At 59.3% G+C, this 23,482-nt stretch carries 13 protein-coding genes; 6 read left to right on the forward strand and 7 right to left on the reverse strand.

What is annotated here, in order from left to right:
• Window positions 1-217: 217 nt before the first annotated feature.
• The 7 genes from JWR51_RS23015 to JWR51_RS23045 are packed head-to-tail and all read right to left on the reverse strand — an operon-like array spanning window position 218 to window position 14,393.
• Window positions 218-1,177, reverse strand: coding sequence for a hypothetical protein (locus JWR51_RS23015; RefSeq protein ID WP_299753305.1), 960 nt, complete (start codon window positions 1,175-1,177; stop codon window positions 218-220).
• On the reverse strand, window positions 1,177-3,243 hold the full coding sequence (brxL, locus tag JWR51_RS23020; protein ID WP_299753307.1) for a protease Lon-related BREX system protein BrxL: 2,067 nt from the start codon (window positions 3,241-3,243) through the stop codon (window positions 1,177-1,179). Before brxL ends, JWR51_RS23015 begins: the two co-directional genes overlap by 1 nt.
• A complete protein-coding gene (gene pglZ, locus JWR51_RS23025) occupies window positions 3,206-5,809 on the reverse strand; it encodes a BREX-1 system phosphatase PglZ type A (protein WP_299753309.1) in 2,604 nt (867 codons plus the stop codon). The genes brxL and pglZ overlap by 38 nt, the downstream gene beginning before the upstream one ends.
• Window positions 5,806-9,351, reverse strand: a complete 3,546-nt coding sequence (gene pglX, locus JWR51_RS23030) for a BREX-1 system adenine-specific DNA-methyltransferase PglX (protein ID WP_299753311.1) — start codon at window positions 9,349-9,351, stop codon at window positions 5,806-5,808. The genes pglZ and pglX overlap by 4 nt, the downstream gene beginning before the upstream one ends.
• Before the next feature lie 17 nt (window positions 9,352-9,368).
• Entirely contained in the window at window positions 9,369-12,995 is a 3,627-nt protein-coding gene (gene brxC, locus JWR51_RS23035) for a BREX system P-loop protein BrxC (protein WP_299753313.1), read from the reverse strand.
• A 13-nt stretch (window positions 12,996-13,008) separates the two neighbouring features.
• Complete coding sequence (locus JWR51_RS23040) at window positions 13,009-13,581, reverse strand: DUF1788 domain-containing protein (protein WP_299753315.1); 573 nt, start codon at window positions 13,579-13,581, stop codon at window positions 13,009-13,011.
• Window positions 13,578-14,393 (reverse strand): DUF1819 family protein, encoded by an 816-nt coding sequence (locus tag JWR51_RS23045; protein ID WP_299753317.1) that lies wholly within the window; start codon window positions 14,391-14,393, stop codon window positions 13,578-13,580. Before JWR51_RS23045 ends, JWR51_RS23040 begins: the two co-directional genes overlap by 4 nt.
• A gap of 556 nt (window positions 14,394-14,949) precedes the next feature.
• Between JWR51_RS23045 and JWR51_RS23050 the strand changes: the two genes are divergently transcribed.
• The 6 genes from JWR51_RS23050 (at window position 14,950) to JWR51_RS23075 (ending at window position 23,472) form a co-directional block, all read left to right on the forward strand.
• The gene (locus JWR51_RS23050; protein ID WP_299753319.1) at window positions 14,950-16,917 is read left to right on the forward strand and encodes an AAA family ATPase; all 1,968 of its coding nucleotides are present in this window, start codon (window positions 14,950-14,952) and stop codon (window positions 16,915-16,917) included.
• Complete coding sequence (locus JWR51_RS23055) at window positions 16,910-17,143, forward strand: hypothetical protein (protein WP_299753321.1); 234 nt, start codon at window positions 16,910-16,912, stop codon at window positions 17,141-17,143. Before JWR51_RS23050 ends, JWR51_RS23055 begins: the two co-directional genes overlap by 8 nt.
• A gap of 212 nt (window positions 17,144-17,355) precedes the next feature.
• Window positions 17,356-18,129 carry a hypothetical protein gene (locus JWR51_RS23060; RefSeq protein ID WP_299753323.1) on the forward strand — a complete coding sequence of 258 codons (774 nt, stop codon included), beginning with the start codon at window positions 17,356-17,358 and terminating at the stop codon, window positions 18,127-18,129.
• Between the two features lie 74 nt (window positions 18,130-18,203).
• Complete coding sequence (locus tag JWR51_RS23065) at window positions 18,204-20,543, forward strand: transposase family protein (protein ID WP_299753325.1); 2,340 nt, start codon at window positions 18,204-18,206, stop codon at window positions 20,541-20,543.
• Window positions 20,540-21,544, forward strand: a complete 1,005-nt coding sequence (locus JWR51_RS23070) for an ATP-binding protein (RefSeq protein ID WP_299753327.1) — start codon at window positions 20,540-20,542, stop codon at window positions 21,542-21,544. Before JWR51_RS23065 ends, JWR51_RS23070 begins: the two co-directional genes overlap by 4 nt.
• Window positions 21,541-23,472 carry a hypothetical protein gene (locus JWR51_RS23075; protein ID WP_299753329.1) on the forward strand — a complete coding sequence of 644 codons (1,932 nt, stop codon included), beginning with the start codon at window positions 21,541-21,543 and terminating at the stop codon, window positions 23,470-23,472. Before JWR51_RS23070 ends, JWR51_RS23075 begins: the two co-directional genes overlap by 4 nt.
• Window positions 23,473-23,482: the final 10 nt, after the last annotated feature.

The following is a 23,482-nucleotide window of genomic DNA, read 5'->3' on the forward strand; positions in this document are numbered from 1 at the left end:
GCTGCTTAAAAGTGAACCAGCCAGACGTCGGGCCGACTACCGTACTTCCGCCCAAATATCCGCCCTTGCCCATCAAAGCCCTCCAGCAATGAACGATGACAATAGCAACTTTCTTTCTTAAATCCACCCATCCTCAAGATTAGGAAACTGCCAACGATAGGTCTCTACTTAGGCGTCCACGTTATTCTTTTATCCGCCTTCGGGCCGTTCGCGAGTATTAGCAGCCCACACAAGACCACAGTGCGACGGCTGCTGCCCGCGAGCCGCCAAGATCGACCGTGATTTGCTCGCGGCCCATCCGGAAGACGAGTTCTGAACTGGCCTCGAAGGGTGTCTGGAACCCCTCCTCTTCGCCACCGCCCAATAAAGTCAAAACGTTCGGATTACGGACCTCGACGCCAGCTATGGGGAAAGTCGTGCCATCAAACAGTATGTCTGCATCGATTCTAGCGCCTTCCTCGAAGTTCCAATCCTTGTTGTAGAGGTTTAGTTGGAAAGCCTCGTTCCCATTGGCGTAGACCATCAACGCAACCTTGGCGTTTACGTCCTTGGTCATCAAGCAACCGCCATCCGGATCGTCCTTAATGGGCGCACCTGTCCAGCCTGCGACGGAAAATTCGCCGGGCTTCGTTGACGACGCTCCGCTGGCAGCATCTGACAAGTCGGTGATCTTAGGTTCCGAACCATCTGTCCTGAACTGAAGGAGGTAGGCATCGCCCGTCGAATCCACCCCCTGGCAGCTTATCGTCATCGGCCCGTTGTATGGATTGCTGTAGGCGCAACCACCAGTGACGTCCGTAGCTGTCGGCGGGACACCTTCGATACCGAGGTTCAGAATTACCTTGTCTAGACTCTGGAGCTGACTATCGGCGTCGGGCTTGGCGCCTTCCATGCCGCTGAAGGTCATGACGACGCCCTTGTCGCCCACCGTGACGGTAAACCCGGTTCGCCCTGTCTTGTAGATCGATTGCAGTATCAACCCATTGCAATCGTCCGAGAAATTGTTCCCAGCTGCCACTAGACGCTCGCAGTCCCCGGACAGGGAGGCCATGCCGGTCAAGTTGCTCAGGTCTTGGGCGGCGGTGGGCGTAGAAGATAATACTAAGGCGCCAGCAGCTACGCATAGCCAATGAGTGAGCATCTTCCGGAAAAGCCGATCGCTGAAAATGGAAGCCATCAATCGATGCCCATCGCCTTGAATACCGCGTCCACCGGATCGGCATAAAACGAGGTCTGAAACTTGGTGAACAACTCGGCTGGCACCGTGGCGATGTCAACCGCACTGGCCATTGGAAGCAATATCCGCTTCGCCCCTGCGTCGAACGCCACCTGCAAGCACTCGGCGAGGTTTTCCACGGGCACGATGTTTCCTCCCAAGCTCATGTCGCCAAGAACCGCCATCTGGCTTTGCAGGGGCCTTTTGAGGACGCCGGAGCAGTAGGCCACGAACCCGGCCAACGTGATCGCACGTGGCGCGCCCGTGTTGTGGAGCTCGACCATGTGAAGGTGGAAGTCATGGTCGTTGACCCGAATGCCGGAGCTGATCCGCTGCCCGTTTGCCTTGAAGTAGTCGAAAGCGACCTTCAAGGCTTCCCTCGATCCTGCATTTGACCCCAGGCCGGACGTGGTCAACTTGCCAGATCCGGCGGTAGTCTGGGTTTCGATGCGGTAGAGACCGAGATGCCCGCCGGCGCCGGTAGCGATCGTATGCAAGGCTCCGGGGCTGAGAGCACTGTCAGAAATCAGCTTTCCACCGCCCTGCTCGGGAACTGGAACGAAGGTTTCCTCCAGCGTCTCCTGGTCAATGTAGGAGAAGTGGACGTCGAAGAACTCCATGCCGCCGATCTTCTTCAGCTGCTCTTTCACCCGGCGCCTGCCCTCAAGGGCGTAGGCGAGGCAGCGGCGGACTGCTTCCTTGTCGAAGTCCCCGCCGGGATGCAGCAGCTTCAACAATCCGGATACCGTGCGCTTCACGGCGATGGTGTCGCGCTGGTTCAGGTTGTTGCCGAGCTTGAAATAGCGGTCGATGGCGTCGGAGAAGTTCCGCTTCCGCATCTCGCGCATGTATTCTGCCAGGTAGTCCGTGATCAGGCCGAAGCGATTGGTGAAAAACTCCGGACGCATCTTCGGAATCTCCCAGCCCGGGATGTAGGCATGAAATCGATCGAAGAAAGCGGAATCGATCATGACCTCCGGAAACGGTGCCAAGAGATGGCTGGTCTTGATGAGGTTGTCGACATTGCTGATGTTGCCGACGAAGACCATGGAAGCGGAGGCCGCAACGGCGTCGCGACCACGTGCGAACGAGCCGGAGGCCATGAAGTCCTTCATGATCTGCACGCCGTCCTTGTCCTTGAACGAGATGCCGGCGACCTCGTCAAAGGCGACCACATCCCAAAGGCCGACTAATCCCACGGCACGGCTAGACATATTGTAGAACAGGTTCGCCACGGTCGTCTGGCCGCCGGAGATCAGGATGCTGTTGGGGCTGCATTCCTTGTAGACATGGCTTTTCCCGGTGCCCTTGGGCCCGAGTTCGCAGACGTTGTAATTGTTCTCCACGAACGGAACGAGGCGCGTCAAAAGGTGCCACTTGGCCCGCTCGTTGAAATGAGAAGGCTCCATACCGGTAGAGCGCAGGAGGACATCAAGCCACTCGCTTTCCGAGAATGCCTTCCGACCTTCAAACAGCTCGCCCATGTCCATGTTGGGCATCTGGATCGGCTTGATGTCGCTAATGCTGAAGGGCGACTTCTTCTGCCCCTCCTCGAAGAAGTAGTGGATTGTGACGATCGACCAGATTCCGCCGGCGAGCAGCTTTTCGTACTTCTTGACGTCCGACGATGAAATGGACGCGTCCTTCACGCCCAGGTTCGACAACAGCGCCTCATAGATATCGCGCTTTTCGTTTAGGCGAACGGTGACCTTGTCGATAACTTTGTAGCTGCCGCGCTCCCGGATCTTGGACTTCACCTTTTCGGCTTCATCCGGACGAACGTAATTTTCCGAAAGGATGCGCTTCACGTTCTCCATGCCGTCGCGAATGGTCGCCTCGTCATCCGAAGCGCAGTACATCCCCAGGAGGTATTCGAGTACGTAGACGGGGACGTTCGCCCCCTCCTTCAACAATTTCGTAAGATCCTTGCGAACGACCTTGCCGGCGAAGTGACGGTTCAGCAGGTCATCGATGCTGCTGCCGGACGGCTCAGAAATCGTTGGAGAAGGCGAGGTCAATGACGACATCGTTACGCACCACTTCGGTTCCGTCCACGGCGTTGCGGACGATGAGATTGTACTTTCCGGCCTTGTCGAAATCGCGGTTGGCCAGGGTCAGCCAGACTTCCTTCTTCCAGTCCTCGTTCATCTGAGGACTGGTGCTGTCGAGCGTCACCGTCATGACGTTGGAGATTGGTTCGCCGTTCGCATAGATGCCGACCGTTACACTGGCCGCTTTGACGCGATCCGAAACCGGCTCGGTCTGCAGTACCGTGATGCGTCGCCGGCTCGAGGTGATCTTGGTGTCATGGCCGAACAGCGTGAGCCGGACGTTCCGCGTCTTGGTATCCTCCCGAGCCTTGCCGTACTTGTGGCTGACCTTGATGATCGGGACACAGATTTCCTGCAGCATGGCACCGCCATGAACGAACCGCGCACCTCCGACGAAGTGGAACAGATTGGCGCCCTTGGGCACCCAGAACTCCGTGTCGTCCCGGACGTTGGAAGTGGTCGACATCTTGCCATGCCAGGCGCGATCGCTCTCGCCCAGGTTCTTGCCGATCACGTACCGCTTCTTCGACTTGGTGGCATCGTCAGACTTGATGTCGATAGCGTTGCGTTCGACCTGGGAAGGCGGCGTCTCCTGGAACAGGAAACCATGGTCGGCGGTAATGACGATGTTGTTGCCGTTGAGGCTGTTGACGATGTGTTTCACCAGGGCGGTTATGTCGTTGATGGTGTTGCGAACCGCTCGGAATGTCTCCTCCTCGTTCCCCGTATCGGCAGTTTGGTCTATCTGGTTATGGTAGATGTAGACGACCTTCTTGCCCTCGACGAAGGCGCGCCCATCGACCTTTTTCATGGCCATGATGTCTTCGGCCTTGATGGCAACGCCAGCGTGTTGGGCCAGGATCTTGTTTCGGTTCTCGAGCCCGGATGAGGACTTCCCGTCCACCAGGACGTTAGCGTTGGCCGCCATGGTCAATGCCATGTGAGGAAGCAGCGATGCCATCCCCAGCGCCGTGTACGAGGGCAGGACGCTAAGCTGAGACGAGAGTTGGGCGGTAAGGCGCTCGGTGCCGTTCAACTGGGTCGCGAGCTCCTGTGCCGCTTCATAGCGGAAGGCGTCGCTTATGATGACGAACGAACGCCGCTCGTCGCCCTTGTCGATGTGAGGCTGGACGTGGGCATTGAAGAACCGTGCCTGGCGATCGACGCCCGGTACGTGCCACTCGGTCGAGATCATCGTTTCGGCAAACTTGCCCCATGCCAGGGCGAGCTTGGCAACATAGCCGTTGCAGTAGATATCCTCGATCGATGCACGCAGGGGCTTTACGATATCCCAACCCTCGCGCTCGACCTCGTCCGCGGCCTCGCAGAACAAACGGTAGAGCTGGTCCACCCGATAGAGTTTGGTTTCGTAGGCGGTCCAGAATTTCTCCGCGCTTGGATAGGCGAAACCGTGCGGATAGTCGCGTCGGAATGCGAACAACTCTGCAGCGTGCACCAGGGCATCGTACACCCGGGACAGCGTGTGGCGTGGTGCCTCCGGGGCGTTGCCCCATTTCGGATTGGCCCAGTATCCATCCTGTCTGATCGAGGCGAGCTCGTTCACTTCGGCTACGTCCACCACCACCTTGGTCTCGGTGATGCGGCGGGCCAGCTGGCTGGCGATGATTTTTTCGCCCACCAAGAAGGTCTTGGCGTTCTTGAGAACCTCCACGTCCACATTCTGGAGGATGTCACCAAGATGTAGGGCCTCGGCGACCTCGGAAGAGATAACGTCGTAGCTCTGGTGCCGAAGTGCGCTATCACGCCAGCGATCCAAGAGCACAATTGCGTTCGCTACTCCGGCGTTCGGCAGCATGAGGTGCTTAATTCCGACAGGCGTACTGCCGTTCAGGGCCCGTCCGAAATCCGTCGCCATTAGCCGGATCGCCAGGGTGCGAAGCGACGGTTCCATTTCCGTGTACCCGAACGTGCGCTGGCACTCGGCCCAGAAAACTTCATCCACACCGTACTTCTGGAACTCGTCCCAGACGGCGGGCGAGGCAGCGAGGTCGCGAGCAGCCGCTACCTGCTCGAAAACGGCCATAAGCAGTTGAAAGAATTCGGTCTGGCCGGACTTCAACAGCACGGCCATGATCTTCAGGTCAATTTCGATCTCGCCATCGGTCGGCAGGATCAAACGCGCAAGGCGGTCCACCCGGTCCTGGCTGGCGAAGAATTTTGACCTGGCGGCGATGTGGTCACGTAGCGAGGGGCGCTGGAGCCCCATGTCGCGAAGAAGGATGCTCGATCGATCAGCGGAGAACGAAGCCGCGTAGTGCCTGATATCGAGGAACCAGTCTTCGTCGACAGGCGGGCGTTGGCCGGTCGCGTAGATGAGGTACTTGTTGTCCGGACGGCCCAACTCGATCTCGATCTTCTTCTCGAGTGGCGCGTAGTCGGCGACGTTCACAATCTCAACGTCTGACAGCTCCAGGTGGGACAGGGCATCGATGAACTCGCCATCAATATCCTGCCAGAAGACCAGCCTGTTGCTGTCGAACAATCGTGAAAGGCTTTCGCCAAGGCGTTGGTTATCTGTCACTCGTCGCCACCGCCGGTGATGACCTTCACGTCGGCCAGCAGGTCACCAAACTTGCCGTAGTTGACCTTAACGCCGTCATCGAGATTCAGCGTGATACGCTGATCGGCGTAATGATGGAGTTTTTCTTCGAAACGTCGCAACTCTTCTTGCTGCTTCAGCAGCTTCGAACGCTCGTTGCCAATTCGTTTCCGTTCTACGCTCGATAGGGATGAAGACAGGAAGTCCGAAGCCAGTCGATCGAGACGATTGGACATAAGCGACTGCAACGGCACAACATATTCCAAACGCATACGGGCCAGCGTGCTCCCGTTGTAGCGGTGCATATATACCAACGCCTCGAACGCCTTCTCCTTGCCGCTGGAAAAGAGCCAGTATATGGGGCGCCTCCGATAGCGCCGAATGTGGTCCTTAAAGAAATCGCGGCTGAAAAAGCGACGAATAGTTTCGACGGGCACTTCACCGGACTTTGGACCCAACGCCTGCGCTAATGTTCGTGCGCTTTCACCCCTACTTTCAGAAGGCCACGCGACGCGGCAGAATTCCTGAAGTTTGTTTGCGGCATCATCAAGAAACCACTCCCCCTCCGTTATGGGAACGATGCCGTCATTATCAGGCGCAAAATCCCCGTATGCACCGTGGTCGAACCCCTCATCGCCGGCGCCAGCATACTGCACCCCCGGCGCACCCATGCCGAAGCGTCCCATCATGCACCCAACAGAATATGAAATCAGATCCTTAATCTCGGCGTTTGAGTCAAAGACACTAAGCGTAAGGTCCTTATCAAGAACCTGATCGTCCATCTCTCCGCTCAAATTGTACGCCAAGATAAAGGCGGCGTTATTCATCGTCTCCAAGGTGCGTGCTCGTTCTCTTCGATTCGCAATTGTGGCGCTCCTTGAGACTAGTTCCGCAGCAAGATTATCTTTTCCAGACAACAGGGGTTGACCACCGAAATTCCAGGACGTTTCGCGCTCATCCCAGTCGTGCCTTGCAATCGCAACTAACTCCTCAATTGTATGCTGACTGAAATTTTCAACTGACGTGGGAATTGGAAAGCGCGCAATTTGTCCAACACCAAAGTGCACAGTCGGGCAGAGTATCTGCAGGAATACTTCGGCAACTTTGGAGCTAAGCGCACCTAAGTAGAGCAGATTGGATTCGCTGCCATAGATCATGGGCCCGGCGTCTGTAGGAAGAAATCCGGGGTCGACAAGACGGCAGGAAAAGCTGGAAATGGAAACGTCGTTCCAAGACACGCCCGGTTGTCCATAAAAGCCTTCGTTCCGGACAGCGGATTTCGGCTTCCCATTCACATCTACAACGGCCTTTACGGCACTGCCGTTATGCTCCCAATTCACCACGTAGTCATTGTTCCCGTACCACCTGCGGTAATCTCCGCCCTTCGTGATAGGAAACCATTTCTCGCCGCCAAACGGCCTAAAGTCTGCCAACGAAATTTCGTGCCAAAGACGGTAGAAAGTATCTGTACCGCTGGCGCTGAACCCCTTTTTAGCAGCATCACCAATGAAGGTTCCGACCCCGAAAGCGGCGAGTGTGGCGGCTGAGGTCCAATACGCTATGGGTGCGGTTGGAACTTTCGTCAGCTCAGAAACTGACTTCCCGTATCGTGGATTGGAAAAAAAGGATTGTGACAGCACCTCGTTGCTGTGAACCTGGCCGGGACGATCAAATAGTCGAGTGTAGGTCGCTTGATAATCCGAATGGAGGCCAGCCCGGGCCGAGAAGGCAGAAGTGCCGAAATCCGAACCAAATGCGCCGCGACCAATATGAACCAAGCTCGTAAAGGGAGCTGCCTCGTATATCAGCCTCCGAGTTTCCTCAAATGAGGAAAGAAACATCCAGTTTTGGAATGCAATAAAACTTACGTATCCAGACTTAGCAGCGACAAAGTCAATTCCGCGTTCAAAAAACATAGAGTACAGATCATTTTTGGACTTTGGATAATTAACATTTGAGAAATTCTTCAACAAAGTACAGTAGTAATTACTTCCCATATACGGCGGATTTGCAGCAACGGCGTCGTATGAATTTGATAGAATTTCTGCCTGCAGTAACAAAGGCGCAAGATTTGAAATAATTAAATCTAGCTTTGACTTTCCAACAAGGTCGTTTACGACAAGTTTATCCAGACAATTCTTCAGATTGGCGAGTATCTCTGCGGTTTGTTTTGTAATTTTGACGAGAGAGCCGTATGTCTTCGCCCCGGCAAATAAATTTACTACTTGCGTGATGCTTTCACGCATATCTTCTGTTAGGGCGGCGTTTTTCCCCGTCTCGCTGCTTTTGTTTTCTGCACCATTGTCCGAGGAATTTGACAGCAATCCCAAGACTTCAGCGAAATTTACATTCTTACTGTCACGAATAGCAACGATTGAAAGGCGAACTGGGTCAATTGTGGATAGTATATTTCGGTCATCTACTCGGGCCTTCATGAGCAGTGCAAACGCTGACATCTGCGCCGCGCGCTCATCAATGTCCAAACCGTAGAGATTATTTTCCAATATCAAGCGCGGTATCTCGCGCGAGCGGTAGCCGCGCTCCAAGTACATCTCTTTAAAAAGGTCATAAGCCTCCACCAGGATGTGGCCGGAGCCGCTGGCTGGATCAAGAAAAGTAATTGTCTGTGGGTCCAGAGATCTTGGAGTCTCTGTCTCGATCTGTTCCTGTACGTTGGCGGGTTGTGCATTTGGGGCGATGAAATATTGCATCTTGTGGCGCAGCGGCGACGCCGGATTGCTATCCAACCACTTCGCGCCTAGCGAGTTCTGAACCATGTACTTCACTATCCAGTTTGGTGTGAAGAGCTGGGTGGCCGCCGGAATGTCTTCCGACTTGACCACCTTGCCGATTACCTGATCTTTTTTCTCTGAAATGTAGAACTGATAAAGCCATCCGATGATTTCGATGTGCCGCCAGTCGGTCTCAGGCACGCGGTCGACCATCTGCCGGATAATGGAATCAGAGTGGAGGAGGTTATCGGGAAGCAGCAGCTCGGTCTCGTCGTTGATCTTTTCGAACAGGAATGGCATGGCCGCGTGCAAGGCATTGCACTGGGCGACTAGCAGTAGACGATAGAGTTCTTCATCCTTCGAGCCGTCCAGCTTCAGCGCGACGACGGCCTCTCGTTTCAGTCCGGGGAAGTCGACACTGGCGGCTTTTTCAACAATTTCAGGTGTTGCGGCGCCAGCCGGATGACTGAGGACGCGGAGACCATGGTCTAGGTAGTCGTGAAGCTCCATATAGCGAATGGCGGCGAACCGATTGAACCAGGTATAGGCCACCTCATCCATAACCTGCTGGTATCCGCGGATGCGGATTTTCTCGTCCAGATCCAGGCGTTGGCGTGCGATGGAGATGGGGAAAGGTTGGCCGTTGATGATGGCGACGCTACCTTCGGTGCGGACCTCCGCATTGCCCGCCTCGGTGATGCCGAATTTGGCCGCCCGCGCTTTCACTGCCGCGATAAACTCGCGGCGAGCCTGGGGGGCATAAGACTTCAAAACACCGGTATTGATCGCCATTATGGATGGTCTCGTTTCTAGCGGATTTCGACGCGTTCGTTGTTCTTCAGGGCCGCAAGAAGACGGTCTTCAAGCGCCTTGAGAAATTTCTCCGCTTCTGCTGCGGTCTCGATGAATTCGCCTGCCTTAAGGAGGTCGGCAGTCCGCAGGATCGAGCGTTTTTTCACCATCGGGGCAATCCGCGTATCGACCAACCGGGGTGCCGGGCCTGCTGGCTCTGACATCCCAGGAGTTGGTGGCGTCGGCGCGGGTGGCTTCCTGATCTGGGCGCCTTCCAGCTCGACCAAATCGAAAGCCTCGTCATAGGCCTCCTTGGCTTGGTTCTGCAGCTGGTAGATATGCGCGATGCTTTCCTGAGCAGCGATCTGCTTTCGGATATTTTGTAGGGGGCGCAGTGCCCGGTTGCTGAAATCGCCCGACAGATGATGCCGGTTGAGCTCCGCCTGGACGAGGCTAATGCGCTCGTCAACCTGTTGGAAGGCGTGGTCACGGCGCGAGGTCACCAGCGTCGTGTTCACTTCGTCTATCTTGGAGGTTAGCGCAGCACCCTCGCGGATCGACCCGTAGGGCTCCGGCATGGCCAGGATCGCAGCGATACGATCCAGCGCGACGGTGGCGGCGTCATCCTTCCGGAGCTCCGCATCATTGGCCTTGAAGCGGTCCAGTGCGGACCGCATGTCGTCCCATGGCTTCTTCTGGTTCGTGTAAAAGCCTTGCACGTCCGCGTAGTCGTCGGCGATGTCGAGGAGGTCTGCCTTGTTGTCGTACAGGTGGCTCAGGAATTCCGACGCATCCTCGATGGCGAGAGCTTTCCGGATTACGCCGTTGGCATCCGCAATTTCGGACTTGCCCGGATAGCTGCCCGTATCGGCCAGCTGCAACCAGCCCTTCAGGTTGACCGACCATTCCGCCAGGAGTTCACGCAACTCCTTGGCAAGACCGTCCTCGTTGTCCGGCCCGACTTTGCTGAACATCGTCCGTCCAAGTTCGCGGACCTTCTGCAGGACGTCGCGATCCACAGTTTTGCGGACATGCACCGTGACGCGACGCCACTTGTTGGGGCCATCGATAGCATCCCAAATTTTCTCGCGCTGGAGGGTGTGCCCGTCCACAGCCAGCGAGAGCTCGCCGAGGCTGATCAAGCGTGCGACCAGCAGGACAGTTTCCCACTCGTTCCATCCAAAGGGACGGCGGGCGAACCGACCCGCGGCGAGCTCGAATAGGACAACCTGCTTGCTGCTGGCCTGCATCAGCTTGATGTACTCGCGGACCTCCGTGATCGCTCCCGAATTGTGGTCACCACCCTTGAGGTCTAGCCCTTCGTCCAGCGTCTCGCGCAAGGCAGCCGGGATCTCTCGACGGGGATCTTCCGATCTGTGGGTCAACAGATCCAGTTTCTTGAATGTGTTGTCTACGAGGTAGTCAAGCGCGTCATCAGCGATGGCTTGGGCGCTACCGCCACTGTTTTCGACATGCTGACCCGCGATGTAGATTTTCGACTCCCGGACCAGCCGGTCCAGGACGATCTTGATGCGTTCGCGCCGTTCGCTGTTCTCGGTCTGCTGGTCGCGGATGATCACCGTCACGGATTGGGGCTGCGAGCCATCAAGCTTCCGCAACGCCAGCTTTTCCGTCTGGAGGTAGCGCTTGACCTCTCGCGCGAGATCCTTCTCGTTCCCCAACACCAGGATGACCTGGCCATCGTTATCGGTGCTTTTGAGTGTCGCGGCAGCGTCGCCATAGTCGCCGTATTCGTCACTCAGTGGCGTGATGACATTGAAGGTCAGTGACCCGTCGATCCGGCTAGAGAACGGCGCCCCATCAGTCAGGCGGTTGATGTCAAAATCATTGCCGGTGGCCTTGTGGCGGAATTTTCCACGGGTCAGGTTACGCAGTACCTCCTCGAACACGATGCTGTTGAGAAGCTTGGTCTCCTCCGCGCCGGTATTCTCGATCTTGGAGATCTCGCGGGAAATGTCCCGCTCCTCATTCGTGAGGAAATAGTAGTTCTCACCGTTCCGGTTGACGAGCGTTTGGCCTTCGAGGCGCTGGAGGCTATCCTCGATCTTGCGCTTGATCGCCAAGCGGTCGGCATCAATCTTGTCGATGAACAGGGTGACGAGGTTGTCGACATTACCCTTGATCTCGTCGATGTAGCGGATCAGGAACAGGGTTTTTAATAGGTCGGCATCGAACGCCTCGAGGCTTTCGTTGCTCTCCACTCCCTTGATAGCGCGCCGAACGATATCCTCAAGAAAACTCTCGATAGCCGGGTAGAAGTAGTGGAACGGAACTAGGCGACCGGTTTCATCGTCTGCAACAGTAAGGACGGCTGTGCGGAACGCATCGAGCATCGACCGCTCGCCCTTGGCCAGGTGCGCGCCGGTGGCGCCATGCAGGCGGCTGGCATCGAACACCTTCTGGACCAGTTGGAACTGGTACGGGACGAACGGATAGACGGCAGCGAAGTCCTCGTCGCCGGCGTAGGCCTTGAAGGTCATGCCGGTTTCGCGGAAGCTTACCTGGTTCCTGAGGATGTCGGCCTTGGTGCCGAACAAGGTCTTCAGATCCGCGGTCGCTTCGGTCGTCTTCGCCAACAGCCTTTTCTGGATGACCTCGTTGGCATGCGCGCCGGAGAGGGACAAGCGCGTCTTGAACCGACCCTGGATCTTAGAGAAGTCATTGGCGGCGGTGGACCGCAACTCGCCGAGGATCGTGTCCATGTCGGCTTGGGAGGTGACCAGAACCCAGGCACGGCCACCGCACACCGTGCCCAGGTTCTCCACGATCGTCTGGAGGTTGAGCATCAGCTTGCTGTCGGTGCCGATGAAGGCGCCGATCTCGTCGGCCAGGAAGACCAGGCGATCGATGCCGCTTGCGTCGAGATACTCCGCCACCCATTTGGCGAAGTTCTCGATCGTAGGCTTGAAGTCGGCCTGGAATTTCTCGAACCAACGATCGGCATCGCCGGAGCTGAGATTCACCGCCGCGCTCAACGCCGTCATGGTGGCGTCGATGTGGAATTGGTAGGCGTCGCGTTCGTCCACCCACTTGCTACCGGTTTCATTTTCAAAAGCATCGTGGAAAACCTGCAGCTTGCCTTTGGAAGCAAGGTATCGTTCCAGGTGCGCGATATGGGTGTGGTCGGCGCAGTAGCCGAGCTTCTCGTTCAGCACCCGAAGGAAAACGCCGAGGATTACCCTCTCGTCCTGGCTGTCGGCCTTGCTGTCGACGTTGAACAGTATGGTCTGGGTATTGATGCCGACTGCACGTTGCATGTCGGCGGCAAGCATCGGGTCCTGAATCTTGCCGTCGAAAAAGTCGATGGCCTGACGCGTGCGCCCACCCACGGTTACGGTGGTGTTCTCCAGGATGTACGACAGGATCTTGAGGAAGTGGGATTTGCCGGATCCGAAAAAACCGCTGATCCACACGCCGTTCTTGCTGGCGTCAGGTGCGTCACCGCGATCACGTCCACCTGCGAGGTAAGCGTCGAGGAAATGCCTGAAATGCTCGTCTAGTTCTCTAGTGACGACGTATTCGTCGAGCTCTTGCCAGATGCTTTCCGCATCCATCTGGTCAGCCTTGATGACACCATTGATCTCGCGACGGACCGGCTTGGCAAAGAGGTTTTCGATGATCATCAGTCAGTCCGTTCTATTGGGCCAAGCGGAAGGCGCGGTAGTAGGGTTTGTCGCTCAGTTCGCCGAAAAGACGTAGGGTCTGCCCGTCATAAATGCCGGGATAGAAGAAGACCAAGGGCGTCCCGCTGAAGTGAGGCTGAAGAGCGTTAAGCAGGTTGTGAACCCGAACAAGTGGATAGGCAGAACCTACGCCGGAGACGAGTACGACATCAGTGTCCGTCGGCTTGCATCGATCCACAAGTGCCCGGGCGACTTTCTGTGCATCCAACGGGCCACGCAGGGCGTTCAGGGTTGCTGCCGTGCCCTTGGCCTTTTGCATCGCATATGACTTATCGAGGAACTTGCGCTCGGTGAGGATGTCACGCACCAGTTCCAGCAAGTTGACGTGCGACAACTTCAGTCCCTGCCTTTTCTTGGGGGCCTGATGGACGATGGACTCAACGTGTTTCCTTACGTCTTCTTCCCGCTCCGGCGGGTAGTCGAAAACCCAGAACGGCATATCCCCGCTGAGCCCGCGGGATTCGAGAAAGTCGTCCGAAGTTATGCGGTCGAGGACAGAGTTCAGCCTCGCGTCGAGATTCGTCATGAAGAGACCTGAAGCCGTATGATGACGTCCATCTCGTCATGGTTTCGCAGGTAGCCCATAACCTCCGGATCGACCCTTACAGGCTGGAGGATGTTCTTGGCGCCTCCGGTCAGGTACCCGGCTTCGTGAAGCACACGAAAGGCACTGTCGCCTAGTTTTTGTGTTGTCGAATCCGCCCATTGGGGCATGGCAGGATCCAGGTCGTGGCAGCGGTCGATGAAGCTCGTCCAGACGCGGCGGGGTAGATCTGAACGGAACAGCCGGAAACTCTCCCGGACGGTATAGTGCAGGAAATCGGCCAGGAGCGGGCTGTGCTTGATCGCACAGGCGAGCATAGCATGCGTGGCAGCGGTGTTTGTCCCGTCCTGAACAATCCGCCACAGGTCCGGACCCATTGTTTGTAGGCGGTTTCGGATCAAGGTCGCTTGCCGGTTGGCGGTACCAGCGGACCGCTTCTGGAGCACGTTGTCGACGCTTATGGCCCGGCGCCACTGTTCCTCGCTGGCGCCGGCCAGCAGGAGGCCTGCCACTACGCGCGCCTCGGAGACCTGCAGCGACCCCCCTGCGATGTCAGCTTTGTAGCGCGGCTGACCCATCCCGGCTCTCTCGATGGCTTCCCAAGACATACGCTGTAACAAGGCTTGGTCTCCCTTTTCAACTTCGATGACCTTGGCGACCCCGCCGCCATTGGCGGCCAAGTGTGACCCCAAGCGGTCAAGGTGTTCCTCGACGAGGCGATACACCGGTATTCCCCGGGTCTTACTGGTGCTCTTCAGCGCCAAAATCAGGTCGGGGCGAAGGTAGAGTAACACCTGCTTTCGCCCATCCTTCCGCATTCAGGCCTACCAAAATAAGAATCCGCAGATAGCTACAGTCGAATCAAAACAAGCCTGGGGCAAGCCCAGTTTGCGCTCTAGGGTTAACCGTGACGGGCGAGGTCCTGCTCACGCTCCTTGACTCCCGGAAATTCGTTCTCTATCTGTTCGCTAATGAATACGACATCGACCAAACGCTACCTCTTTTCGACGGCGCCTTCCGGCAGCCGTGCGACCGCGTCTGTCTTCCAGCGGTCCGACCTACGAGCATAGCCTCGAGGTTCCAGGGAGACACCATCGAGTGGCCTCCCGTGTTCCAGATGAATACCGATACCGACGTTCCGACCGATCCCGACAAGCGAAAGCCTCGCTTGCCGAGCGCGTTGCCACGTCTGCTCCATGCCCGCCCTGCCTGCGCCAGTCCCTACATCCGAAAACCGCATCGAGTGACTCCATGAACCACCGAAACCCCATGCGCCCGATGCGGCGCCATATCGATCGGCCAGGCAGCGCGGCATAGAAACCCGCCCTCCTCGCCGACGCGAGGACAGCCATGACTTTCAAGCCAATCGACCTGAACGACGCTGATGACGACGAAGACGACTCCTACCTCGAGGAGGTGACCCCCAGGGGGGATCTCACGGGACTGAACGCCGCCGCCGATGCCCTTCCCATCATCATGCTGCGCCAGGCCATGAGCACGACGGAGCGGACTGCATTCCGCCATAACCACGGGATCACCGTTGTCATCAAGGCACCGGGAGCCGAATGGGCGACGCCGCTCCTCGATGCGGGCAAGGAGCTTGCCCACTGGGGTTTCTCGCTGACCGCCACCGCATCGGACCGCAAGTCCAAGGATACCATCACCCGCGACCAGGTCATGCGTGCGTTGGCCAAGGGTGGCCGGGTATTGGCGGTCTCGCAAAACCCGGTGGCATTCCTTCCGGAAGGGCTCGCGGGTTCCGCCGACATGACGATCAACGTCAGTCCGCCAGACGACGTCGTCCTCAAGAGGACCATCTTCGCCGCGACCGGACGTTATCCCCGGCGGATGCCCTCGGGTATCTCGAGAGGGCTGTCGTACGCCCAGATATGCTTCGCCATCCGCAAGGGCAGCACGCCGCGCGAGTGCGTGGCGCGTCTGCTGGCGGCCAGGCTGGCGAGCCAGGAGCATGATCCGGACCTCGCCAAGGTGCCGGCGCTCGACAGCCTCCACGGCTACGGCGAAGCCATGGAATGGGCAAAGCGCCTGATCGCGGACCTGGATGCCTGGAGACGTGGGGAACTTGAATTCTCCGCGATCGAGCGCACGGCGGTGCTGGCCTCCGAACCCGGTCTCGGCAAGACCACCTTCGTCCGCAGCCTTGCCAAGGCCGCCGGCGTGCCGCTGGTCGTTACATCGGTGAGCGGATGGTTTGCCACTGGCACCGGCCACCTCGACTCCGTCATCAAGCAGATCGACCTGGTGTTCTCGAGCGCTGCGGCGAAGGGTCCGGCGATCGTCTTCCTCGACGAGATCGAGGGCATCCCGAACCGTGCCACCATGAGCGAACGGAATGCCGATTATTGGACACCGGTGGTGGGGCATATTCTGCTCACGCTCGACAGCGCGGGATCAGGGGTCTCGTCGAACCTGATCGTCATCGGCGCGACCAACCACCCCGAAAAGCTTGACGCCGCCCTGCTGCGTCCCGGGAGGCTGTCCAAGGTCATCAGGATCAAGAGGCCCGACAAGCAGGCACTGGCAGGCATCATGCGCCAGCATCTCGGCAACGACCTGGCCGACGAGGACCTTTCCGACATCGCCGCGTTCGGACAAGGCGCGAGCGGCGCCGACGTGACCGAATGGGTCAAGGTCGCGCGGAGCGTTGCCCGCCAGGCCGGACGGACGATCGAACTGGATGACCTGCTGGCGCAGGTCGCGCCAACCGAAGACAGGCCGCCGGAGATCGACCACCGTATCGCCGTGCACGAGGCCGGCCATGCGGTCGTCATGCAGGTACTGGGGCTGCTGGAGGTGTCCTCCGTCTCGACGATCAGCAGCGGGGTCGCGGGCGGTAGCGTCACCGTCGCGGCGCCTTCCAGGATGCTGTCGAAGGCGGACATGGACAGCTACGTCACGTTCGTGTTGGCCGGACGTTCAGCCGAGGAGATCGTTCTCGGCTCGGTCAGCAGCGGCTCGGGGGGAAGCCGCCATAGCGACCTGGCCACGGCGACCCAGATGGTTGCCTCGGCGCATCTCAGCCTGGGCATGGGAGGCAGCCTGCTCTACCGGGGCGAGCCGGAGGACTTCCGGAGCCTGCTGTCCCTGGACTACCACGTTGTCCCGAAGATCGAGGCCGATCTGCAAAGGCTTTATGCCAACGCCACGGACATCGTCGTGGAATATCGCGAGGCAGTTAAGGCGGTGGCCAAGGCCTTGCTGCGCGAGCGCTTCCTGTCGGGCGAGCGCTTCCGCGAGATCTTCGACCGCCACCCGCCGGGATCGAAGACCATCGAGTTGGATGGCCGCGATGGATGACCTCATCATCAAGGTGGTCGTGCGGCTGGCCGGGGTTTACGAAAACCTCGGCCAGCGGGCCTACCTCGATGCAGGGCACCGTGCCCTGCTGGGGATCGCGCGTGCCGTCCAGGCCGAAGCCGAACGTCGTGCCGGCACCGGTAAGACTGAGGTGCAGGGTCCGGTTATCCGGTTCCCGCTCGATCGGGCCCGCCGGGACACCGGAAAGGGTCGTGACGATGCATGAGATCCTACGTCGCGCCCTAGACTCGAAACGCGCATAGCCGCATTGCCCCGGAGCCGGGGCAATGCTTCACGGCTCGTTAGCCGTCTTCTCTCAGCATTTCCAAACATTTGCCGGATTACAACTCGACCTCGAGGGGGCGAAATCATGAACTTATCATCCAAGAACGGAATCGAGGTCGCCTTGCGCCTGCTGTCCAAGCCGGGGGTGCACTGATGTCCGTCGACTATAGTGTCACCAAGCGCCAGATCGAGCTCGACCGCCTCAACACGGTGGCCCGCATCTACCGACGCGGACGCAATGCCTACGTGAATCTCATCACCGGACGGGAGCCGCATCCGACCGGCAAGATCGTGTGCATCAAGGCCGGCATGCGTGCCTTGGCATGGGAATCGATCAAGGCCGAAAAGCCGATGATCGAACTATGCGAGGTAGCGACACCCGTCCACCGCGTCCAGGCCCAGCCGCATAACCTCGTCATGAAGGTCGTCGCCGAGCGCTATCCGTGGCGCTACCGCCCTGACCTGCAGCTCGAGGTCGACCGGCAGTTCGCGGATCTGATAGGTGCCGGCACGCCCTTCGCGCAGGCAGTGGCGGACTGGCGCCCGACCGGCAAGAAGGCGGACACGGTCACCATGATCGTCGCGGTCAAGGACGACGACGATCCCCGCATCGACGACGACCGCTACAACCACAAGCTGCGCCTGGCGGAAGAGGTCTACAACTCCATCAACTGGCGGTTCGCCATCGTCGTGCGCTCGCGCGACCTGGACGTCGGCGGCATCGCCAAGTCGGTCAGGTCATACATGATGGACCATGACACCTCGTTCGTCCCCGCAGACATCAGCCTCGCGACCCAGCTCATTTCCGATTGCGGCGGCACGGCGCGCCTGCGCGACATCGCCAACGTGCTGGGCGGCGGCCATATCGGCAAGGCCAAGGCCGCCGCGCTCCATGTCCGACGTATCATATCCGTCGACTTGACGTAGAACTTGGACGGCGAAAGTCGCGTGCGGGCCGTCGACGACGGTCGCGCCATCTTCGAGTTGCCGGGGAGGTATCCATGGTAACCCGGATCGCCATACGCCCCGACGACCTGTTTCAGGTGTGGTTCCCGGACGAGCCGGCGGCGATCTACCTCACGTTCCGCAAGGAGCTGATGGACGGGCGCCTGGAGTTCAGCCGCGAAGGTACGGACCTGCCGATCTATGTCGAGGAATCCGTGTGGATCAAGATGCGCACCACCGGCGCCGCGGACCAGATCACCACCGATGCGGACGGTACGCCGGCGGAGAACGAGGAGCTCGATCCGACCAGTCTGCTCGACCCGGACCAGCCGTCCATCACGGTCCGAGAGCGCGAGCGTCGCCTGAAGGCCCTGGATCAGCTCAAGAAGGCACGCACCCTGCGGTTCTATGTGCGGCGTTATGACGGCGAGCCGGCCATCGGTCGCGGCCATGTATCGGTCAACCGTTTTGTGGCGCGCAATTTCCAGGAAGCGCGCAGGCATGGTTTCCAGTGGAGACCGGACGCCGCGACTATCCTTCGCGCCGTCGACGACCACGGGCAACCCGGATCCCGCCCGCTGGTCGCCTTCTTCGACCAGCGGGGCAAGCACGACCGGACGGAACGTTGGAACGCGGACGTGCTCGAAGCCGCAACGGAAGCCTCGGCCTATTACTGGTCCGAACGCAGCATCGGCATGAACGAGGCGATCGCCAAGTTCACTACCCTCTGCGACGCCAAGGTCGACGAGCGCGCCCTTCGTGGCCGGCCTGTCACCGAAACCGATCCGTTCGAGCGTCCATCCGAGGAGACCGTACGACTCTGGATCCGAGGGGCGATGGATTGGTATACCTGGAAGCAGAAGTACGACCAAAAGGATGCCGACCGCCGCTTCCGGGGGCGCGGTCGTTCGATCGAGGCGACCCGCCCGCTCGAATACGTCATGATCGACCATACCAGGGTCGACGCATGGGCCGTGGTGCTAGACGAGAACGACGAGCCCTGCCTGATCGAACGTCCCTGGCTGACCGTCGCGATCGACTGCTATTCGCGAATGGTCCTGGGGCTGGTACTGACCTTCGAACCGCCTAGCGTCTATTCCGCCCTGGCCGTCATCCGCCACGCTTGCCGTGTGAAGGAAGCCCAGGTCAAGGAATACCAGTTCAGCAAGGGGGCAACCGATGGCTGGGGCAGACCCTTCACGGTGATCGTCGACAACGGCTGGGAATTTACCGGCGTGTCGTTCCAGACCGCCTGTGAGGCCGCCGGCATCGACGTCATCTGGGCCCCGGTCAAGATCCCGATGTTCAAGGCCTACATCGAACGCCTGTTCGGCACCTTCAACTCGATGCTCTGGCACAAGATGGCCGGGGGCATCCCGCTCAAGCCGCACGAACGTTCGCTGCTGGGTATCGACAACTCGGTCAACGCGGTGTTCACCAGGTCCCGCATGGAAGACGTGCTGTGGAACACCATCATCACGCGCTACCACGTCGATGTGCATTCGACGATCAATGCGGCCCCCGCTGACAAGTGGCGTCGCGGCATCGCGGCGCACGGGCGTCCGATGGTCGCCAGGATCTCCGACCTCGACAAGGTCGTCGGGGCTTCCAAGAACTGCCAGCTCAGCGCCGAGGGCATATTCTATAACGGTTACCGCTTCCACGATCCGGCAACCACCACCAGCCTACTGAACTCTCTCGCCAGCACGGCAAAGGAACGCGCGCAACGTGCCGGGCAGACCTCGTCACGGACGGTGCAAGTGCTCGTCACATCCGATCCGAGCGACCTGTCTAAGGTCCACGTGTGGGATGACAAGCGCAAGACCGCGGTCATGCTGCCGAACTGGGACAGCGAGTTCAGCGCCGGAATGACCTGGTACATGGGCAAGAAGGTCAAGGAGTTCGCCAAGGCCCGGAACCTGGCGTTCCACACCCCATCCGAGCGCGCTGCCGGCCGTGTCGCCCACTCGGCGTACATCCGCGGCGCCTTGCCAGGCGCCAAGTTCGCGGAACGCCGCAAGGTCGCGCGCGAGCTGGACCCGACGCCTGCCCTCGTTCCGGGCGATATCGTGGAAACCATCGACATGAACCGTCCATACGACGACTACGCGGTGCCGCACGATATCGCCGCCGAGAAGACCACGGAGGAGCGCGAGGCGGCCCCGGGGAAGAAGCCCAGCCAAGCCGCGCTCGCCAAGGCAGCCAGGACGAGAGCCGCCAACAAGGCGAAGAAGGAAACACGGGAAAGGGACCAGGCTGAAGTCGAACCTGCCCCCGCATCCATTCCGAAGCGTTCCGCGCAACAGGACGAGACCGATTTCGATGCGGATTCCCTGCTCGAAGAGCTGCGGACACAGATCGAACGCTCCGACAACACGACAGGACAACACAAGTGACCAGCACCATCTCGAGGCCCAGGATACAGGCCGCGTTCGACACGATGCGTATCATCCACCCGCGGATTCCCGAGGTGCATCAGGCGCTCGATGATGCCCGCGAAGTCGGTAGGCTCTCACCCTACAGTCCCAAGCGCTATGTCGAGTTTTTCGCCCCGAGCCATTCTGGGAAGTCAACGGCGATCACGACCTACATCGAGAACGTGGTGGTCAAACAGGCGATCGAACGTGGGTTGTTCCCCGCCGACATGGACCCGCAGCTGATCGCTCGAAAGCAGAACATCGTCCTGCACGTCACTCTGTCGCCCAAGGCCACGCCCAAGTCCTTGGCAAGCGATATCCTGCGTCGACTGGGAGACAAGCGCTGCGATAGCGGAAACACGGGAGGCCTGCTAGCCCGGGTCTATAGCATGCTTGAGGACGAGCATGTCGAACTGGTCATCCTCGACGAGATCCAGCACTTGGCAAGCGGAACAGTCAAGAAGCCTGGCGGCACTGCCAAGAAGATGCACCTGGTGGAGACAACGGAAGTCACCGACACCCTCAAGACCATGATGATCCGTGGTCTCGTTCCAATGGTTTTCGTCGGCATCCCGGAGGCGCGCGAGCACCTGTCGGTGGATATCCAGTTGACCAATCGAGAGATGAACAGAATCAACTTCTTGCCTCTGGACTGGTCGGATTCGAGCGACAGGGAAACCTTCCGGCGTTATTGCGGGCTGGCCGGCCTGATGATCAAGAAGCATGGCCTGATGCCGGATGACACCAATTTCCTCGATGGCGACATTCCCGAAAAGCTGTGGGTCTCGTCCGGTGGCTGCATCGGCTTGGTTTCCCGCATTGCGGAGGAAGCGACGATCCACGCCGCCGCCCGCGGGGCAAAGCGTGTCGAGTACGATGACCTGGAGCTGGCCATCGACACCAGGGCCCTGCCGAACAACTACTGCACCTACAACGCTTTCCGCGATGGCGTGCGGACCAAGAATCTGAAGAGCGCATGACGCTCGTCCGTAAGGTCAGCCCCTATCCCGACGAAAGCCTGCCGGGCCTGATTGCCCGTGCCGCGGGCACGAACGTCTACCGCAGGGCATTCGACGTCTTGATGCAGGCGGGCATCGGGGAGCTGCGTCCCGAGTACATCGCCAGCCGCGACGCCGGTATCGCGGAGCGGCTGGCCGATGTCCTGGGCACCACCGCCGAACTACTCGAACCCCTGTTCCACGGCACCGCGAGCGCGGACGCCGATATAGAGTTCTTCGGCGCGAGGCTCAGGGTTATCCACCGGGAATCCAAGATCCGCAGGGTCTCGCCGCGTGCGTTGGCCAAGGCGCCATACATTCGGGCTGTCTGGCACCTCCGCCCACTTGGCTTCGATCCGTCAACCCGCGAGCGCCTACTATCCGCATGCCCGGTGTGCGGCACCCCGCTCGGGTTCACGCATACCCGCGGCGTGGCCTTTTGCGACAGTTGCGAGGGAACGGACGACATCGGGCTGCCGATACCGACCGTCGACCTGCGCGATTTCCCGCAGCCTCTCGTCGAGGTCACGGACATGGCGGCGCTGGATTTCGTGACCGGTCTGGTCGACCCTTCTCCCGATGTCCGTGACCGGTTCGCGCCGATGCTTCATGACGACATCGCCAGCGTCGCTCGAGGCGACCTGTTCGAGATGGTATTAGCGATCGCCTCCGCGCTCGAGAAGAATGCCGACCCCGCGTACGTGCCCGCGTCGGAGAAGGCTCACCGGGCCGGAACCCGCGAGGTCGATCCGGATCACCTGGCGGCGGCCGGCAGGGCATTATTGAACTGGCCAGACGGCTTCGTCGAACTTGCAATGGCCAGCCGGGCGGGGGCAGCCAGCCGCCCCCTGCAATGGGGTGTCCTCAAGGAAATAGGTGCGATCGGAAACCTCACCCGCGACCCGCATGTTCCTTCCGAAGTCATAACCGCGTTCGATGCCGGCATCCGGGAATATTTCGCCAAATCCAAGCCCATCGACGGCATCATCCGCCGATCCGATGTCAGGACGGACAGCGACCTCATCGGTGCCAAGCGGCTGCGGGAACTCGCGCAAGTCGGCTTCCCGATCATCACCAAGCTGGCGGATCACCCTGATGTCCGCACCATCAGGCAGGACAGCGACGAACGCGCTCCGATCCTGTTTTCGATCAAGCAGATGGATTACGTGCTGGGTGACTACAAGGACCTCGAGACCGAGGGCGTCGTGGGAACCCGCCTGGGTATCCCGCCGGACGGCTTACGTGACCTCGAGCGCGCCGGCTACCTTCGGCGGGTCAAGGGCGTGCCGAGCGAGATCGCGGCGCCCGACATCTACTACTCGAGGCAGCAAACCGACGATATCTGCGACATCACCAAGGGCGGCCTCGCCTTGCGCCCCAAGCCCGCCGGGTTCATTCCCTTGAGCGAAGCCATGCTGATGTTCCCCGCTGGCCGCCGGCCATGGCTCGCAGTGCTCGAAGAAATCTGGGAAGGCCGGATCGAAGCCGTGTTCCACAGGCGGGTGTCCAAGTCGCTATTGGCCGCGATCTCCGTCAGGGACATGGAAAGCCGGCGCGGGAACGTGCTCCGGCGAATGAGCAACCAAGATCCACATGACGTAGGCTCCGTCACGACGGCATCGGCCAACCTGATGCTCGGGAACTACGACTATCCCTCGTTCACGGCGTTGCTCAAGGCCGAGCTCCTGTCGTTGGATGACGGTGGCAGGGTCCCGTATGCACAGGTCATCGAGCTCGCCGGCAGGTTCATCTTCGCCAACGAGGCAGGCGTGCGGTCCGGGCGCGGCACCGGCCAGGTTCGGGATTGGTTGGCAACTCATGTCGTGGCGCCCGAATACGACCTGGGGGTCAAGAACGGACTGCTGTTTGATCGCGCGAATGTGGAGCCGTTGCTGGATATGAATGGGTAAACCGGGCACT

This window comes from Devosia sp. (assembly GCF_028290625.1).
Taxonomy (GTDB): domain Bacteria; phylum Pseudomonadota; class Alphaproteobacteria; order Rhizobiales; family Devosiaceae; genus Devosia.

What these genes read in the sequence shown, in the direction of transcription:
- JWR51_RS23050 (WP_299753319.1), top strand. Translation starts at nt 14,950, where the DNA reads ATGACTTTCAAGCCAATCGACCTGAACGACGCTGATGACGACGAAGAC.
- JWR51_RS23075 (WP_299753329.1), top strand. Translation starts at nt 21,541, where the DNA reads ATGACGCTCGTCCGTAAGGTCAGCCCCTATCCCGACGAAAGCCTGCCG.
- JWR51_RS23060 (WP_299753323.1), top strand. Translation starts at nt 17,356, where the DNA reads ATGTCCGTCGACTATAGTGTCACCAAGCGCCAGATCGAGCTCGACCGC.
- brxC (WP_299753313.1), bottom strand. Translation starts at nt 12,995, where the DNA reads ATGATCATCGAAAACCTCTTTGCCAAGCCGGTCCGTCGCGAGATCAAT.
- brxL (WP_299753307.1), bottom strand. Translation starts at nt 3,243, where the DNA reads ATGTCGTCATTGACCTCGCCTTCTCCAACGATTTCTGAGCCGTCCGGC.
- JWR51_RS23015 (WP_299753305.1), bottom strand. Translation starts at nt 1,177, where the DNA reads ATGGCTTCCATTTTCAGCGATCGGCTTTTCCGGAAGATGCTCACTCAT.
- JWR51_RS23065 (WP_299753325.1), top strand. Translation starts at nt 18,204, where the DNA reads ATGGTAACCCGGATCGCCATACGCCCCGACGACCTGTTTCAGGTGTGG.
- JWR51_RS23040 (WP_299753315.1), bottom strand. Translation starts at nt 13,581, where the DNA reads ATGACGAATCTCGACGCGAGGCTGAACTCTGTCCTCGACCGCATAACT.
- JWR51_RS23055 (WP_299753321.1), top strand. Translation starts at nt 16,910, where the DNA reads ATGGATGACCTCATCATCAAGGTGGTCGTGCGGCTGGCCGGGGTTTAC.
- pglX (WP_299753311.1), bottom strand. Translation starts at nt 9,351, where the DNA reads ATGGCGATCAATACCGGTGTTTTGAAGTCTTATGCCCCCCAGGCTCGC.